The sequence below is a fragment of the Acidovorax sp. Leaf160 genome (genome assembly GCF_001424265.1).
Taxonomy (GTDB): Bacteria; Pseudomonadota; Gammaproteobacteria; order Burkholderiales; family Burkholderiaceae_C; genus Paracidovorax.
The window spans coordinates 148,990-166,583 of sequence record NZ_LMOV01000024.1; the positions used below are offsets into that span (position 1 = coordinate 148,990).

The 17,594-nt window shown below is 68.4% G+C and carries 13 protein-coding genes; 7 read left to right on the plus strand and 6 right to left on the minus strand.

The genetic code is table 11. The features are described from left to right. Positions 1–155 precede the first annotated feature (155 nt). Complete coding sequence (locus tag ASF94_RS14265; RefSeq protein WP_056667636.1) at positions 156–1,241, plus strand: mechanosensitive ion channel family protein; 1,086 nt, start codon at positions 156–158, stop codon at positions 1,239–1,241. Positions 1,242–1,381: 140 nt separating this feature from the next. On the opposite strand, the gene ASF94_RS14270 is transcribed toward ASF94_RS14265, so the two are convergent. Then, on the minus strand, positions 1,382–2,062 hold the full coding sequence (locus tag ASF94_RS14270) for an EAL domain-containing protein (protein WP_082493330.1): 681 nt from the start codon (positions 2,060–2,062) through the stop codon (positions 1,382–1,384). 188 nt (positions 2,063–2,250) lie between these two features. Between ASF94_RS14270 and dnaG the strand changes: the two genes are divergently transcribed. Further along, on the plus strand, positions 2,251–4,254 hold the full coding sequence (gene dnaG, locus ASF94_RS14275; RefSeq protein WP_056667639.1) for a DNA primase: 2,004 nt from the start codon (positions 2,251–2,253) through the stop codon (positions 4,252–4,254). 409 nt (positions 4,255–4,663) lie between these two features. Further along, positions 4,664–7,051, plus strand: coding sequence for an RNA polymerase sigma factor RpoD (gene rpoD / locus ASF94_RS14280; RefSeq protein WP_056667642.1), 2,388 nt, complete (start codon positions 4,664–4,666; stop codon positions 7,049–7,051). Positions 7,052–7,171: 120 nt separating this feature from the next. Here the strand turns inward: rpoD and ASF94_RS14285 are convergent, their stop codons facing one another. From ASF94_RS14285 to ASF94_RS14305, 5 genes are all read right to left on the minus strand, one after another. Beyond that, complete coding sequence (locus tag ASF94_RS14285; RefSeq protein ID WP_056667644.1) at positions 7,172–8,218, minus strand: ABC transporter ATP-binding protein; 1,047 nt, start codon at positions 8,216–8,218, stop codon at positions 7,172–7,174. A 67-nt stretch (positions 8,219–8,285) separates the two neighbouring features. Further along, a complete protein-coding gene (locus tag ASF94_RS14290) occupies positions 8,286–10,493 on the minus strand; it encodes an iron ABC transporter permease (protein WP_056668129.1) in 2,208 nt (735 codons plus the stop codon). 19 nt (positions 10,494–10,512) lie between these two features. Continuing rightward, positions 10,513–11,550 (minus strand): ABC transporter substrate-binding protein, encoded by a 1,038-nt coding sequence (locus tag ASF94_RS14295; protein ID WP_082493304.1) that lies wholly within the window; start codon positions 11,548–11,550, stop codon positions 10,513–10,515. An 87-nt stretch (positions 11,551–11,637) separates the two neighbouring features. Then, a complete protein-coding gene (locus ASF94_RS14300) occupies positions 11,638–13,053 on the minus strand; it encodes a HAMP domain-containing sensor histidine kinase (RefSeq protein ID WP_056667647.1) in 1,416 nt (471 codons plus the stop codon). Continuing rightward, on the minus strand, positions 13,050–13,739 hold the full coding sequence (locus ASF94_RS14305; RefSeq protein ID WP_056667651.1) for a response regulator transcription factor: 690 nt from the start codon (positions 13,737–13,739) through the stop codon (positions 13,050–13,052). The genes ASF94_RS14300 and ASF94_RS14305 overlap by 4 nt, the downstream gene beginning before the upstream one ends. Positions 13,740–14,086: 347 nt before the next feature. Here ASF94_RS14305 and ASF94_RS14310 point away from each other — a divergent pair, with 347 nt between their 5' ends. The 4 genes from ASF94_RS14310 (at position 14,087) to ASF94_RS14325 (ending at position 17,579) form a co-directional block, all read left to right on the plus strand. Next, entirely contained in the window at positions 14,087–15,034 is a 948-nt protein-coding gene (locus ASF94_RS14310; protein WP_056667654.1) for a ketopantoate reductase family protein, read from the plus strand. Between the two features lie 169 nt (positions 15,035–15,203). Then, positions 15,204–16,106 (plus strand): glutamate ABC transporter substrate-binding protein, encoded by a 903-nt coding sequence (locus tag ASF94_RS14315; protein ID WP_056667657.1) that lies wholly within the window; start codon positions 15,204–15,206, stop codon positions 16,104–16,106. Positions 16,107–16,119: 13 nt separating this feature from the next. Next, positions 16,120–16,782, plus strand: coding sequence for an amino acid ABC transporter permease (locus tag ASF94_RS14320; RefSeq protein WP_056667659.1), 663 nt, complete (start codon positions 16,120–16,122; stop codon positions 16,780–16,782). Beyond that, positions 16,779–17,579, plus strand: coding sequence for an amino acid ABC transporter permease (locus tag ASF94_RS14325; protein ID WP_056667662.1), 801 nt, complete (start codon positions 16,779–16,781; stop codon positions 17,577–17,579). Before ASF94_RS14320 ends, ASF94_RS14325 begins: the two co-directional genes overlap by 4 nt. Positions 17,580–17,594 lie beyond the last annotated feature (15 nt).

The following is a 17,594-nucleotide window of genomic DNA, read 5'->3' on the forward strand; positions in this document are numbered from 1 at the left end:
GTGCCATTTTTCTCCAACACCGACGAAAGTGCTGTCTGCGTTCCAGCACGCGGGAAGCCTTCCGACACAAAGCCCGGAATTTCGCCCTTACGGTCTAGCACTTTGCATGTCCAGCGGCTGCGGCGTTGCTGAGGCAGTCCACTTTCCTGCGCTCGATGCTCGACTCCCTGCACCTCTCACCCTGGGCCACCACGGCCATCGCGGCGCTGGCTGCCGTTTTTGCCGCGGCCATCGGCCACCGCATCGCCGCGCTGCTGGCGCTGCGCGCCACGCGCCCGGCTCCGCTGCTGCACGCGGTGGTACAGGCCTGCGTGCCGGTGATGCGCGTGTTGCTGCCGCTGGTGGCCTTGCAGATGGTGTGGCAGGCGGCCAGCGACGAGCAGCGCTACATCGCCAGCGTGCGGCACCTGAACGGACTGCTGGTGATCGCCTGCGGCACCTGGCTGCTGATGCGCGGCATACGCGGGCTGGCGAACGGCATCATCGCGCGCCACCCGGCAGACGTGGAGGACAACCTGCAGGCCCGGCGCATCGCGACGCAGGCCCGGGTGCTGTCGCGCACCGCCATGTCGGGCGTGTTCATGGCCGGGCTGGCGATGATGCTGATGACCTTCCCGGGCGCGCGCCAGGTGGGCGCCAGCCTGCTGGCGTCGGCCGGCGTGGTCGGCCTGGTGGCGGGCATCGCGGCGCGGCCCGTGTTCAGCAACATGATCGCCGGGCTGCAGATCGCGCTGGCGCAGCCGATCCGGATCGACGACGTGCTGATCATCGAAGGCGAATGGGGCCGCGTGGAGGAGATCACCGGCACCTACGTGGTGCTGCGCATCTGGGACGAACGGCGGCTGATCATTCCGCTGCAGTGGTTCATCGAGAACCCGTTCCAGAACTGGACGCGCAACAGCTCCGAGATTCTGGGCACGGTGTTCCTCTACGCCGATTACCGCCTGCCGCTGGAGCCGCTGCGTGCCGAGCTCGACCGGGTGCTGGAGACGGCGCCCGAATGGGACCGCCGCGTGAAGGTGCTGCAGCTGACCGATGTGACCGAGCGCACGATCCAGATCCGGGTGCTGGTGTCGGCGCGGTCATCGGGCCTGGCGTTCGACCTGCGCTGCCGGGTGCGGGAAGCCCTGGTCACCTTCATTCAGCGCGACTATCCGGAGTGCCTGCCCCAGGTGCGCATGCCCGCCACGGCGGAATCCGGGCAGGAGCCCCTGCGGGGTGGCGTCAGTTCGATGTTGTGATGGCGTGGAACGCGGCAAATTTTAGAGCCAAATAACCCTCAAGCGCCCGTCATTCAATGATAGTTTGCTATATAAATAATAGCAAAATGCTCCGCCACACCGGCCCGGAGCGGCCACCTCAAGGCCATCTCAAGGCCACCTCAAGGCCAGCGGATGGCCGGCAGCGCCTCGACCTCGGGCTTGGCGAACAGGTAGCCCTGGAAGAGGTAGGTACCCCGCGCCCGCAGCCACTCCATTTCGGCGACGGTTTCCACGCCCTCGGCCAGTGCTTGTATGCCCAGCGATTCGCACAGACCGAGTACGGACTGCACGATGACCTGGCGCACCGGGTCGCTGTCCACACCGCGCACCAGCCCCATGTCGATCTTGATCATGTCGGGCTGGAAGTCGGCCAGCAGGCTCAGCCCGGCATAGCCTGCGCCGAAGTCGTCGATGGCTGTGTGGAAGCCTTGCCGGTGGTAGGACTGAAGAATAAGTTTCAAATGGGCTATGTCGCCCACGTTCTCCTGCTCGGCCACTTCGAAGGCGATGCGCTCGATCGGAAACCCGTATTGCTCGGCGGCTATGAGCGTGGCGCGGATGCAGGTCTCGGGCTGGTAGACCGCGTTGGGCAGAAAATTGATGTTGAGCAGCCCCTGCATGCCCAGCTGGCTGGCCAGCTGCACCGCCTTCACCCGGCAGGATTGGTCGAAGGCATAACGGTTTTCCGGCGTCACGCGCTGGAGCACGCTGTACGCGCCGCTGCCGTCGGTCCCGCGCACCAGCGCTTCGTGCGCAACCACCTTGCGCTCGCGCACGTCCACGATCGGCTGGAAGGCCATCGTGAAATCGAAGTCCAGGGGTGGCGCGTCGCGGCACAAACCACAGGGGGGCGGAGAAATCTGCGTCAGCGGAGACGCACGTCGGAGGGGCTGGGCAGCTGACATGTCGCAAAGGGTAACAGCAGTGCAGTGCCCCTTGCTTGCAGGAGAACACCGCGTGTTGCGGGCCCATCGGTGAAAATCGCCGGGTGTCCATCCCCCAGTCATTCATCCAGGAGCTGCTTTCGCGCGTTGACGTGGTCGACGTGGTGGGCCGCTACGTGCAGCTCAAGAAGGCCGGCGCGAACTTCATGGGGCTGTGCCCCTTTCACGGCGAGAAGTCGCCCTCCTTCAGCGTCAGCCCGTCCAAGCAGTTCTTTCATTGCTTCGGCTGTGGCAAGAACGGGAATGCCATCGGCTTTCTGATGGACCACGCGGGCATGGGCTTCGTCGAGGCCGTACACGATCTGGCCCAGCAGACCGGCCTGCAGGTCCCCGACGACAACGTCTCGCCGCAGGACCGCGAGCGCGCCGCGGCTCAGCGCCAGAAGCAGGTCACGCTGACCGACGTGCTGGAGAAGGCCGGCGAGTCGTGGCGACGCCACCTGCGCGATTCACCCCGCGCCATCCAGTACTTCAAGGGCCGGGGCGTATCGGGCTCCGTGGCCAAGCGCTACGGCCTGGGCTACGCGCCCGAAGGCTGGCGCGGGCTGGCCAGCGTGTTTGCGCAGTACGACGATCCGCTGCTGGAAGAAAGCGGCCTCGTGATCGTCAGCGAGGACGACGGCGGCAAGCGCTACGACCGGTTCCGCGACCGGGTGATGTTCCCGATCCGCAACGTCAAGGGCGAGTGCATCGGCTACGGCGGCCGGGTGCTGGGCGACGACAAGCCCAAATACCTGAATTCGCCCGAGACCCCGGTGTTTCACAAAGGCCGCGAGCTTTACGGCCTGTACGAAGCGCGCACGGCCATCCGCGAACACGGCTTCGCCCTGGTGACCGAAGGCTACATGGACGTGGTGGCGCTCGCGCAACTGGGGTTCCCCAATGCCGTGGCCACGCTGGGCACGGCCTGCACGGCCGACCATGTGCACAAGCTCTTTCGCTTCACCGACACGGTGGTGTTCAGCTTCGACGGCGACGCGGCAGGCCGGCGCGCCGCGCGCAAGGCGCTGGACGGCGCCCTCCCCTACGCCAGCGACACGCGCAGCGTGAAGTTCCTCTTCCTGCCGGCCGAGCACGATCCCGACAGCTTCATCCGCACGCACGGCACCGAGGCCTTCGCCCGCCATGTGGGCGACGCCATGCCGCTCAGCCGCTTCCTGGTGGAGGCCGCCCGCGAGGGCTGCGACCTGGGCACGGCCGAGGGCCGGGCGCGCATGCTGAGCCATGCGCGGCCGCTGTGGTCCGCGCTGCCCGATGGTGCGCTGCGCCGCCAGCTGCTGGGCGAGCTGGGCGAGCTGGGCCAGCTGGATGCCAAGGACCTGGCCGAGCTCTGGCAGCAAGCCGGCGCGCAGGACGCCGCCCGTGCGCCCAGCCGCAACGCCGCCCGCCCGCCGGCCGAAGAGCACAACCCCTATGCCGACGAGCCGCCCTGGGGTCAGGGCGCGGCCGACGATGCCGGCTGGCAGCCCGCTGGCGAACCAGGCGGCGGCACGGCCTACCCCCGCAAGTCCTCCAGCCCCCGATCGAACGGCGACTGGAAAAAGGGCGACTGGAAGAGCAAATGGAAAAAGGACGAGCGGCCCGCGCAGCCGCCCCTGCCGCGCACGCCCCAGGCCAGCCGCGTGGACCATGCGGCGCGCCTGCTGCTCTCGCACATGGAATTCCTGGAGCGGCTGTCGCACGACGACCATGCCACCCTGTGCGCGCAGCCCGCGCCCCACGGCCCGCTCTTCACCTGGCTGGAAGGCCAGTTGCATGAGCACGGCCCGCAGCCCTGGGCCGTGCTGCGCGAGGCGCTGCGCGGCCATGCCTGCGCGGCCACGGCCGAGCGGGTGATGACCGGCTCGCATGCCCAGACCGAGGGCGACGAAGCCGAATTGCTGGGAGAACTGCGCGGCCTGCTCGACCGCATGCTGGTCGAGGAACTCATGCGCGAACAGAAGGAATTGATCCTGCGCGTGACGCGCGAACCCGAGGCCCTGGCGCGCTACCAGGAGCTGGAGCAGCGCATCAAGCACTTGCGCGGGATCGCGGCGCGGGCGGCCTGACCCCGAGCGCCCGCCCAGGGCACCCGGCACTGTCCGCGGGGCGCGCCGCGGGACGAACCCTCTGTTTGCCACCGCGCGACATGGGCCGCACCGTGATGGCTCTTGACATCAGCCCTTGAATTCTGGCATGCCGGTATAATGTACGGTTTACCGGCAAGAGCGACAGCAGCACCTCCGGCCCCGGGGCAACCGTGACGACCGCGCACAACCGCCCCAACTGCCGCAAGGACTGCACACCAAATGTTCGCCCAGACATCTTGCCTTTTGAGGACCTGACACCTATTTCAGTCAACTGAAAGGGTTCATGGCTTCTCGAGCCGCACAGGCTGCGAGCCTGTGCCGTGCCACCCGCGCCGGGAACCGTGGCGCTTGCGTTTCTTTCTGTCCGTCTTTGATCCTGAGGTTGCCCATGCCCGCTCAAAAGCCCGAGAAGTCGCCCAAGTCCGCTGCAGGCACCGCCGCCAAGGCCGTTTCCAAATCCGCTGTGAAAGCGACCGCGAAAGCCGTGGCCGCCCCGCCCGCTCCCCGTGCCGCAGCCAACACTGTCAAGACCTCACCCGTGAAAAGTTCTGCCGAGCTCATCAAAGCTGCCGATGAATTGCTGAAGAAAAAGCCAGTCCGCGTCAAGGCCGCCGCCCCCGCTGCCGCCGACGAAGGCGAAGACACGCCGAAGAAGCGCCCCGGCCGTCCCGCCAAGGCTGCCGGCACCGCCACTGCCGCTGCCAAGACGCCCGCCAAGCGCGGCCGCAAGCCCAAGGCCGATGACTCCGAGGGCGGCGACGACGCTGACCTGTCGGACATCGAATCCGACCTGGAAGGCGAAGTCGAGGCGGAACCCGAGGTGGCCGCCGCCGCCGCTGCGCCTGCCGAGAAGGTCAAGCCGCTGCGCATGAAGATCAGCAAGGCGAAGGAACGCGCCTTGATGAAGGAATTCGGCCTGGACGAAACGGTCCTGTCCGAAGAGGACCTGGCCAAGCGCCGTTCGCGCCTGAAGACCCTGATCACCCTGGGCAAGACGCGCGGCTACCTGACGCAAGTCGAAATCTCCGACCACTTGCCCGACAAGCTGGTCGATGCCGAAACGATGGAAGTCGTGGTCGCCATGCTGGGCGACATGGGTGTGGCCGTCTACGAGCAGACGCCCGACGCCGAAACGCTGTTCCAGAACAACGTGACGCCCACGGCCGCCACGGTCGAGGAAGCCGAGGAAGAAGCCGAAGCCGCACTGTCCACCGTGGACAGCGAATTCGGCCGCACGACCGACCCGGTCCGCATGTACATGCGCGAAATGGGCACCGTCGAGCTGCTGACGCGCGAAGGCGAAATCGAGATCGCCAAGCGCATCGAAGGCGGCCTGCAGGACATGATGGAGGCGATCAGCGCATCGCCCGCCACCATCGCTGAAATCCTGAAGATGGGCGAGGAGATCCGCGAAGGCAAGGTCGTCATCTCCACCATCGTGGACGGCTTCTCCAACCCCAACGAAGCCGACGACTACGTGGCCGAGGAGGACTTCGACGAATTCGACGAGGAGGACGACGACGACGGCAAGGGCGGCTCCAAGGCGCTGACCAAGAAGCTGGAAGAACTCAAGCGCGAAGCGCTGTCGCGCTTCGACACCATGCGCGAGCTGTTCGAGAAGGTCCACAAGATCTACGACAAGGAAGGCTACGGCACGCCGGCCTACATGAAGGCCCAGCAGGCCCTGTCGGCCGAGCTGATGACCATCCGCTTCACCGCCAAGACCATCGAGAAGCTGTGCGACATGGTGCGCGCGCAGGTGGACGACGTGCGCAAGAAGGAACGCGAGCTGCGCCGCATCATCGTGGACAAGTGCGGCATGCCCCAGGACGTGTTCATCAAGGAATTCCCGCCCAACCTGCTGAACCTGAAGTGGGTCGAGAAGCAGGCCGCCGCCGGCAAGCCCTGGAGCACCGTGCTGCAGCGCAATATTCCGCCGGTGCAGGAACTGCAGCAGCGCCTGATGGACCTGCAGGCCCGCGTCGTGGTGCCGCTGCCTGAACTCAAGGGCATCAACAAGCGCATGAACGATGGCGAAACCTCTTCGCGCGACGCGAAGAAGGAAATGATCGAGGCCAACCTGCGCCTGGTGATCTCCATCGCCAAGAAGTACACCAACCGCGGCCTGCAGTTCCTCGACCTGATCCAGGAAGGCAACATCGGCCTGATGAAGGCGGTGGACAAGTTCGAATACCGCCGGGGCTACAAGTTCTCGACCTACGCCACGTGGTGGATCCGCCAGGCCATCACGCGCTCGATCGCCGACCAGGCGCGCACCATCCGGATCCCGGTGCACATGATCGAGACGATCAACAAGATGAACCGCATCTCGCGCCAGCATCTGCAGGAATTCGGTTTCGAGCCCGACGCGTCCATCCTGGCTGCGAAGATGGAGATCCCGGAAGACAAGATCCGCAAGATCATGAAGATCGCCAAGGAGCCGATCTCCATGGAAACGCCGATCGGCGACGACGACGACAGCCACCTGGGCGACTTCATCGAGGACGGCGCCAACACCGCCCCCATCGATGCCGCCATGCAGGCCGGCCTGCGCGACGTGGTCAAGGACATCCTGGACGGCCTGACGCCGCGCGAAGCCAAGGTGCTGCGCATGCGCTTCGGCATCGAAATGTCCACCGACCACACGCTGGAAGAAGTCGGCAAGCAATTCGACGTAACCCGCGAGCGCATCCGCCAGATAGAAGCCAAGGCGCTGCGCAAGCTGAAGCACCCCAGCCGCAGCGACAAGCTGCGCAGCTTCATCGACTCGCTGTAATCTTTTCCGGCGCAACAGGCAGGCGCCCCTCCCGGCCACGGGAGGGGCGCCTTTTTCATGCGCGTTGGCTGCCGCCGGCCGGCCGGGCCGGATGCCCGGCACACGCCGCCTGTGACCTCCTCAGGCGGCCGCCACCACCGACACGCCGTGCGGCGCCAGTTCCAGGCTCACCGGCGCGCCCACGCTCAAGGGCTGCGACACCTCGGGCGATACCACGAAGATCTCGCCGAGCGCGGTGCTCAGGGTGTACTCCATCACGTTGCCCAGGTAGGTGCGCTTGGTCAGGCGCGCCGCGAGTCCTTCGGTGCCCGCAGGACGAATGCGCCACGCCTCGGGGCGCACGGCGATCTTGACCGGGCCGGCGGCCATCCCGTCCGCGGTGCGCACCCGCAACGGCGGCAGGCTCGCATGGCCGTCGCCGGTACAGGTGCCGTCGAACAGCATCGCCTCGCCCATGAAGCCCGCCACGAATTCGGAACACGGGGACTCGTACAGCTGGGCGGGCGTGCCGCGCTGGGCGATGACGCCCTGGTTCATCACGATGATCTGGTCGCTCACCGCCAGCGCCTCGCTCTGGTCGTGGGTGACGTAGGCCACGGTGAGTTTCAGGCGCTGCTGCAGCGCCCGGATCTCCTCGCGCATCGCGCGGCGCAGGCGCGCGTCCAGGTTGGACAGTGGTTCGTCGAACAGCAGCACCGCCGGCTCCAACGCCAGAGCACGCGCCAGCGCGACCCGCTGCTGCTGGCCGCCCGAGAGTTCACTGGGCATGCGCGTGTTCAGACCGTGCAGGCCCACCGTGTCGATCATCGCGGCCGCCTTGGCGGTCGCCTCGCGCGCAGGCATGCCCGACATGCGCAGCCCGTAGGCGACGTTGTCGATCACGGTCATGTGCGGGAACAGCGCGTAGCTCTGGAACACCAGGCTCACGTTGCGCTGGGCAGGGCCGAGCCGCGTGACGTCCCGGCCGTCGATCCAAATCTCGCCCGCGCTGGGGGTTTCCAGCCCGGCGATCATGCGCAGCGTGGTGGTCTTGCCGCAGCCCGAGGGGCCCAGGATGGTGGTCAGGGTGCCGCGCGGTACCGTGAAGCTGATGCGGTCCACGACCGTCGGCGAGGAGGCCGACGTGCCGTAGCGCTTGGAGACGTTGCGGAATTCGATGCCGTTCATGGGGACTCCTGGAGGTGTTCGGGTTGGGGCGCCGGGCCTGCGCGGCGTGCGGGGTAGAAAGCCGGCGTCATCGCGCCGCCCCCGCAGCGCTCCGCCGGCCCAGCTTGCGGCCGCCCACGGTCCACTGGATGGCCGCAGTCACGAGGCCCATGGCCACGATCAGCACGGTGCTGTAGGCCAGCGCCACGCCGTAGTCGCCCTGCCCCACCCGCCCGATGATGAACGTGGTGGCCAGCTCAGTCTCTGCGGTGACGAGGAAGATCACCGCCGACACGGTGGTGACCGAGCGCACGAAGCCGTAGATCAGCGACGCGGCGAGCGCAGGCTTGAGCAGCGGGAGCACCACCGTACGCAGCGTGCGCGCCGTGCCGGCCCGCAGCATGACCGAGGCCTCTTCCAGCGACGGATCGAGCTGCTTGAACGCGGCGACGCCCGCCCGCACCCCGACGGGCAGGTTGCGGAACAGGAAGCACAGCACGATGACCAGGCTGGTGCCGGTCAGCTCGAAGGGGGGCACGTTGAAGGCCAGGATGTAGCTCACCCCCAGCACCGTTCCGGGAATCGCGAAGGCCAGCAGCGCCGAGAACTCGAACAGGTTGCGGCCGCGGAACTGCACGCGCGTCAGCAGCCAGGCGATCGCCAGACCGAGCGCGGCCGTGAGCGGGGCGGCAATCGCCGCCAGCTCGAGCGTGGTGGTCAGCGAGGGCCAGCCGATGCCGGTCAGCTGCAGCCCGCCTTCCCAGGCCATGCCGAAGGCCGAGCGGAAGTGCGCGAGCGTCGGGGTGTAGTCGCGCCCCCAGGTCTTCACGAAGCCGCCGCTGAAGGCGAAGACATACACCACGGCGGTGAACAGCAGCCACGGCACCGTCACCGCCAGCGCCACCCGGCGTACGCCGTCGGGCAGGCGCATCGGGATGCCCGCATCGCCCTTGCCTGAAAGCGTGACGTAGTTCTTGCGGCCGAGCAGCCCGCGCTGCAGCGCGAAGGCAGCGAGCGCGAACAGCGTCAGCAGCCAGGCCAGCGTCGCCGCACGGCCCTGGTCGAACTGGGCGCCCACGATGGCGAAGAACACCTCGGTCGACAGCACCGAGAACTGCCCACCCACCACGATCGGATTGCCGAAGTCGGCGATGCTCTCGATGAAACCGACCAGGAAGGCGTTGGCGAGCCCGGGCTTGAGCAGCGGCAGCGTGACTTTCCGGAAAGTGTCCCAGCGGGACGCGCCCAGCGTCTGCGAGGCCTCTTCCAGCGAGGGGCCGATGCCCTGCACCACGCCGCGCATGATCATGTAGGCAATCGGCGTGAAGGCGAACATCTGCGCCAGCGCCACGCCAAAGGCACCGTAGAACCAGCGCGACGGGGTGACGCCGAAAGCCCATTCCAGCCCCTGGTTGACCAGGCCCGCGCGGCCAAACAGCAGGATCAGCCCCAGTCCCACCACGAACGGCGGCGTGACTATCGGCAGCGGCGCCAGGATGCGCAGCGCGCCGCGGATGCGCGAATCGGTCCGGTCGTCGATGAGCGCCAGCAGCGTACCGAGCACCGTGGTACCGGCCCCGATCACTACGCCCAGGAAAAGCGTGTTCCAGGCCACGCCGCACTGCAGATCCGAATGGAGACAGCCCAGGCCCCAGATGCGCGGGGACGCCAGGCGCGCCATTGCCGCCGAGAGGCCGAAGCGCCCGTCCCCCTCGACGAATGCGCCCGACAGCGTGCGCAGCACCGGGTACACCACGAAAAGCAGCAGCAGGCCGGCCGAGACCAGCACGCACGCGCCCACGAACAGGTCGCCCCGGAAGGCACCCAGCCGCGCCAGGCCGAAGGCGGCGAGGACCACCAGCGCCAGCAGCACCACCGCCGCGCCCCAGCCGAAGCCCGGCTGCGACGCACCCGGCCCCGCCAGCAGTGCGGCAAGCCCGCCGTTCTGCGCCGCCGCATCGGCAGACACGGGCGAGCCGATGGCGAAGCCCTGCGCGAGCAGGACCAGGATGCCCAGCGCGCCGGCGCCGAACAGCAGCCGGCCCTGGGCGCGGGTCGGCCCCCGGGTGGCCGCGGCACCCGCGAGCAGCAGCGCCACCGCCGCCGCCAGCAACCAGGGCCGGCCGTGCAGCAGCGACTGCGCCAGGCCGCTGGAGCTGTCGTGGCCACCCACGAGTTCGCCCCAGCCCTGCAGTGACAGGATGCCGTCTGGAATCGTGTGCCACGGCAGCAGGATGAAGGCGCTCAGCCCGAGCGCCGCCCACAGCGCGATCACGCCGTTGTGATGGGTTTTCATCGGGAACATGGCGCGGGCATCAGCGCGGCAGGGAGTTCACGTCGCGTTCCCAGCGCTCGATCAAGCGCTTGCGTTCGGCCGTCTTGCCGTACTTGGCGTAGTCGTAGCGGATGAACTTGATCTTCGAGAAGTCCGGAATGTCCGGATCGAGCGGTGTCGCCGCGTTGGACTGCAGATGGAACTGCTTGGCCGCCACGCCGAGCTGCTGCGCGGCGGGTGTCAGCGCCCATTCGTAGAACTTCTTGGCGTTTTCGAGGTTGCGGGAGCCCTTGATGATGGACATGGACCCGACCTCGGCGCCGGTACCTTCGCAGGGCGTGTTCGTCATGATCGGAAAGCCCTGCATCCGCTCACCCGGCGCGTCCTGCAGGAAGCTGACGGAGACCGCCGCCTCGCCCCGCGCTACCGCCTTGATCGGCCCGGTGCCCGAGCGGGTGTACTGGCTCACGTTTCTGTGAAGGCCCTTCAGGTAGTCGATGGCCTTGTCCTCGCCCATCAGCTGCACCAGCGTGGCGACCATGGTGTAGGCGGTGCCGGAGCTCGCCGGGTTCGCCACCTGCAGTTCGCCCTTGAAGGCAGGGTTCAACAGGTCGCTCCAGCACTTGGGCACCGGAAGCTTCTTCTTGGCCAGCAGCTCCGTGTTGTAGGCGAAACCCAGCGGACCGGAGTACACGCCGACCGTGCGGTAGGACGACTGCCGCGCCTGCTCCTGCGCCCAGCCGTGCAGCTGGCCCAGGCTGGGCGACTTGTACTCCTGCGTGAGGTCGAGTTCGGCGGCCTGCAGGTGCGGGTCGCCGGTGCCGCCGAACCATACGTCCGTTTTGGGATTGGCGCGCTCGGCGGTCAGCTGCGCCAGGGCTTCGCCCGACCCTCGCTTGACCATGTTGACCTTGATGCCCGAGGAACGCGCGAAGGCCGAGGCGATGGACGAGCACCATGCATCCTGCACGGAGCAGATCACGTTGAGCTGGCCGGCGCCCTGGGCGTGGGCCGCGGTGCCGGCGCCAGCCAGGGTGGCCAGCGCCATGGCACCGAAGGAAAAGCGGAGAGTGGACATGGAAAAGTCTTTCTGGGAACGGAAACAGAAGGAATGGCGGGAGGGGGCGTCGGCGGGGTGCAGGGCCTGCGACTGCGCCAGTGCGGGTCAGGGCCCCTGGCCCCAGGCCACGACGGCGTCGACACCGACGATCCGCCCCTGGTCGATGCGGTTGTAGAGCTGGATGGCAGCGCCCATGGCCTCCGCGATCTGCCGGCAGATCGACAGGCCCAGGCCCACCCCGCCCTTGGTCGCGGTGAACGCCTGGAACAGGCGGGGAACCACGGCGTCGTCCACGCCCGGCCCTTCGTCCCAGACCACCAGTTCCGGCCCCGCGGCGCCCGTGCGCAGCAGGACACCCAGGCGGCCGCCGTAGGGCGTGTGGTGGATGGCGTTGGCCAGCAGGTTGCGCAGCAGCTCGCCGAGCATGACGGCGTCAGCCGGTGCTTCTACGGCCGCTTCGTCGAGCGAGAAATCCAGCCGCTTGGCGGCGATCAGCGGCGACAGCTCCATCACCGCGTCCCGTGCTGCGGCCCGGACGTCGACCGGCCGGAGCCCGCCCGCGCGCTTGATCTGTTCGAGCTTGGTCAGGCTCAGCAGCTGGTTGGCGAGTCCGGTGGCGCGGTCCACCGTATGCAGCATCTGCGGCAGTACCTCGCGGACCGCCACCGTGCCGTCGATGGCCGACTGCAGCTGGGTGCGCAGCACCGCCATCGGCGTACGCAGCTGGTGCGAGGCCTCGGCCAGGAACCGCCGCTGCTGGTCCACCCAGTCGTGTTCGCTGCGGTACACGGCCCGCACCTGCAGCGAGAGCGCGCGCAGCTCGGACGGCACCTCGGCCGGCGGGCCTTCCGGCGCCGGCTGCCCCAGCGTGTCCACCGCCCGCTGCAGCCGCCGCATGGCGAGCGCGACCGCGGCCCAGGCCGCCAAGGACAGCGCAACCGCTGCCGCAAGCACGAGGGCCGACGTGCCCGCCAGGAAGGTGCCCGCAGCGGGCCAGCGCTGGATCAGCGGGAGGCCCACCTGCAGCAGCACCGGGCCAGCATCTTGTGGCGACCCGCCCTGCACCGCCCCGGCCGGTGCCGCATGCCGCCGGGCCGCGGCCCGCAACACGGTGCCGTGCAGATGGCTGGTGTAGAAATGGGTCACGTCGGGCGTGGAGAGGCTTTGCGGCCAGGGATAGGCGGCCCAGTCGCGCTCGCCGGCCTGCCATGTCCCGTCGGCCGCGCCAATCCGCACGACCAGCTGCCCGGCAGCAGCCTGCGCTGCACCGCGCGAACCGCCGGACGCCTGGACGGATGCGTTGCCGGACACGCCGTCGATCTCCTGCGCCAGCGCCGTCAGCGCGGCGTGCAAGCGGGCGTCTTGCGCCTGGCCGAGTTGCTGGTGGACGACCAGCACGCGCCACGCGGCCGCGAGCAGCACCAGGCCCCAGAGCGGCACCAGTAGCGATGCCAGCAACTGGCCCTGCAGCGAGGCCGGGTACCCCAGCCGCCGGGCCGGCGAGGCCGGGGCGATGGTCACCGGGCGCTCCGCTGCGCCGCCTGGCTGGCGTCGTCGCAGAGCAGGTAGCCGACGCCGCGCAGCGTCAGGATCTCGGCGTTGGTGCCGGCGATCTTCTTGCGCAGGCGATGCACCAGCACCTCGATCGCGTCGGCCTGCACCGCGTCCTCGCTGCCGAATACCGCGGTGCGCAGCGCCTCGCGCGGTACCACTCGGTCGATCCGCTGCATGAGCGTGCGCAGCAGTTCGCCCTCGCGCGGCGACAGATCCAGCGGCACGTCGGAATGGTAGAAAACCCCCGCGTCCGCTTCGTGGCGCAGCAGGCCGCAGCGCAGCTGGCCGTTGCGCCCGATGCGCCGCGTGAGGGCATGCAGCCGCGCCGCCAGTTCCTCCAGGTCGAAGGGCTTGACCAAGTAGTCGTCCGCACCGCCGTTGAGCCCGGCGATACGCTCGCCCAGCCCGCCCCGTGCCGTGAGCACCAGCACCGGCGTGGTGTCGCCGCCCGAGCGCAGGCGTTCGAGCAGCTCCAGGCCGTCGAGATGCGGCAGCGTGAGGTCGAGCACGACCACGTCGAACGACCGCTTGCGCGCGATGGCCAGCGCCTCCAGCCCGTCGGAACACACGAGCACGTCGAAGCCGCGCATGCCGAGGCTGCGGCTCAAAACGCCTGAGAGATCAAAGTCGTCCTCGACAAGCAGCAGTTTCATGGTGCCGATGGTGCGGTGCCCAGGCGGCGGCCACTACCGGATTAACACCACGGTCGGGTGACAGGCAATCGAAAGGTGAAGGGCCACGGAGCGTCCGGAGCCCGAGGTCAGGGTGTTTTTTAACCGATGGCGTCTGAATGGCGCAGTTGCCAGGCTGTCGGGGAGCCATAGGCCGCGATGCTCAGGCTGGCGTGGTGGTGGTGGAACCCTATCCAAGCCTCGGCCTTCGTGGTTCCCCCCGACCCCTGGTCTTGCAGCCACCGCTTGCAGGCCTTGCGCAATTTCTGGCACCCGGCAGGACCGTGGTCGGCGTACGATCGACCGGCCCCAAGGAGACCGCTTCCACCATGACCGCCTCGCCTGCAACACCCTCTTCGTCCACCGCCCCGCTGCTGCGCGTCGCCGTCATGGGCGCCGGGGCCGTGGGTTGCTACTTCGGCGCCCTGCTGGCCCGCGCCGGCCATGCGGTCACCCTGATCGGGCGCCAGGCGCATGTCGAGCAAGTCAATGCCCGCGGCCTTCGCCTGCAGACTGCGACGCTGGACGAACAGGTGCCGATGGCCGCCACCACCGACGTCAGCGCGGTGAACGGGGCGGACGTGGTGCTGTTCTGTGTGAAATCCACCGACACCGAAGAGGCGGCGCATCACATCCGGCCGCATCTCAGCCCGGGCGCGCTGGTGCTGACGCTGCAAAACGGCGTGGACAACGACGAGCGCGTGCAGGCGGTGCTGGGCAATGCCCACTCCGTGGCCGCTGCCGTGGTGTACGTGGCCACGGAAATGGCCGGACCGGGCCACGTGCGCCACCACGGCCGGGGCGAGCTCGTGATCGCACCGTCGCCGCGCAGCGCCGCCGTGGCGCAGCAGTTCAACGCCGCCGGCATCGCCACCGACGTGTCGGACAACGTGCGCGGCGCGCTGTGGGCCAAGCTGGTCATCAACTGCGCCTACAACGCGCTGTCCGCGGTGTCGCAGATGCCCTATGGCCGGCTGGCCCGGGCTCCCGGGGTGGCGGACGTGATCGCGGACGTGGTGGCCGAATGCCTGGCCGTCGCGGAGGCGGACGGCGTCCGGCTGCCGGGCGACGTGCATTCCGCCGTGCGCGGCATCGCCGCCACCATGCCGGGGCAGCTGTCTTCCACCGCGCAGGACCTGGCACGCGGCAAGCCCAGCGAGATCGACCACCTCAACGGCTACGTGGTGCAGCGCGGCCAGGCGAGCGGCGTGCCCACCCCGATGAACCGGGCTTTGTGGGTGATGGTGAAGCTGGTGGAGGCTGGCAGGCCCGCTTAGGCCCGCTTAGGCCACGTCGGCCGCATAGGCCGCATAGGCCGCATAGACCAGGCCCAACGAGGCGGAGCCGCATCCATTCCCACCATTGCCTGCTTCCGCCCACATCGGCCGGGCCCGGGCAGTGCTATACATCGGCCCTGGCAACCCACATCGAGAGAGAGAGCACTTCATGTCGATCACAACCCTTCTGAAATCCACCGTGGCTGCGCTGGCGATCGCCGGCAGCGGCTCGCTGCTCGCCCAGGGCACGCCCATCGATGCGGCGGCTTTCGACGCCCTGGTGGCTGCTGGCCCCGTGGCCAGCCCCGACGTCATCGCGGCAAGCCCCTGGGCCAGCAAGATCAAGCAGGCCGGCGCGCTGCGCCTGGGCGGCACGCAGACGTCGAACCTGTTTTCTCTGCTGAACGAGAAGGACGGCAGGATGCGCGGCTTCGACGCCGGGCTGGCCCAGCTGGTCACGCGCTACATCCTGGGAGACGCCTCCAAGATCCAGTTCACGCAGGTGAATTCCTCCACGCGCGAGCAGGTGCTCATCAACGGCCAGGTGGACATGGTGATGGCGACCTATTCCATCACGCCCGCCCGTGCCGAGAAGATTTCCTTCGCAGGGCCCTACTACACCTCGCAGGCCGGTGTGCTGGTCAAGTCGAACAACAAGGCCATCCAGTCGTACAACGATCTGGCCGGCAAGAAGGTCGCCACCCAGGCTGGCTCCACGGGCCCGGCGATTCTGGCGCAGTTCGCGCCCAAGAGCACCGTGCAGGAATTCCAGACCCATCAGGAAGCGCTCGATTCCCTGCGCCAGGGCCGCGTCGATGCCTACGTGACCGACCACACCCTGCTGCTCAACGCCCTGAGCCTGGGCACCGGCGACGCGAAGCTGGCAGGCGCCCCCTTCGGCGCGCAGGACCCCTACGGCATCGGCCTGCCCAAGGGCTCCGACGGCGTGGCCTTCGTCAACGCCTTCCTGAAGAAGATCGAAGCCGACGGCACCTGGGCCAAGCTCTGGACCATCTCCATCGGCCAGCGCACCGGCAGCACGGCCGTGCCAACGCCGCCCGCCTTGCCGTAACCCCCCGCGCACGATGGGCGACGTCGCCAAGCTCTTGGCCGACCAAGGGCCTGCCTTCTGGCAGGCCCTTTTGCTGACCTGGAAGCTCACCGCCCTGGCGTTCGTGCCGGGCTTCGCGCTGGGCGTGGCGGTGGCTGCGCTGCGCCTGTTCCCGCTTGCGCCGCTGCGCGCATGCCTCGCGTTCTACGTGGAGATCTTCCGCAACATCCCCAGCGTGGCGCTGCTGATCTTCATCGTGTTCGCGCTGCCCGACCTGGAGGTGGTGATCGACTACGAGCACAGCGTGGTGCTGACCCTGGCGCTGGTCTGCTCCGCGTTCACGGCGGACTACCTGCGCACCGGCATCAACACCATTCCCGCGGGGCAGGTCGAGGCCGCGCTGAGCCTGGGGATGCGGCCCGCGCGGGTGATCTCCTCGATCGTGCTGCCGCAGGCGCTGCGCTCGGTCGTGCAGCCCATCACCTCGCTGCTCATCGCGCTGATGCTGTCCACGTCGCTGGCATCGCAGGTGCCGATGCCTGGCCGGGAGCTGACCGCGCTCGTCTCCAAGATGGGCAACGACGCCGCCATCGGCATGGCCGCCTTCATGGTGGCTGCCGCGATGTACGTGGCGACCGGCCTGCTGATCGCCTGGGCGGGTGCCACGCTGGACAGGAAAGTGCGGATATTGCGATGAGCCGGACCCTGGAAGACACCCTGTTCGGCGCGCCCAGCCCGCGCACGCGGGCGCTCACGCGCGCCGGCAGCTTCGTCGCGGCGGGCGCGCTGCTGCTGCTGGCCGCCGGCATCGCGTACCGGTTCCATTCCGCCGGCCAGCTGGAGCCGCGCTACTGGCAGTTCTTCGCCTGGCCGACGACATGGGCCTTCCTGGCCAAGGGGCTGCTCGGCACGCTGGCGTCCGCCGCGATGAGCGCCGTCATCGCGCTGAGCCTGGGCCTCGTGCTGATGCTGGGTCGGCTCTCCCGGCTGCGGCTGGTGCGCTGGCCCAGCATCGCGGCCATCGAGTTCCTGCGGGGCACGCCCACCCTGCTGCTGATCTACCTGTGCTTCCTGGTGCTGCCTTCCATCGGCGTCAAGCTCAGCACCTACTGGATGCTGACCCTGCCCATCGGCTTCAGCACCGCTGCGGTGGTGGCCGAGGTCTACCGTGCGGGCGTGCTGGCCGTGCCCCGCGGGCAGACCGATGCCGCGCGCAGCCTCGGGATGACGGGCACGCAGGTGTTCTTCACCATCGTCTTTCCGCAGGCCCTGCGCTATATCGTCCCGGCCCTGGTCGCGCAGCTGGTGATCGTGGTCAAGGACACCACCTTCGGCTACGTCGTGACCTATGGCGAGCTGATGCAGAACGCCAAGGTGCTGATCGCCAACTACCACTCGCTGGTGCCGGTGTACCTGGTCGTGGCGGCGCTGTATTGCCTGGTGAACTACGGGATATCGCGGGCGAGCCGCCGCCTGGGGCGGCCGATGCACTGAGCGGCCGCTGCGGCG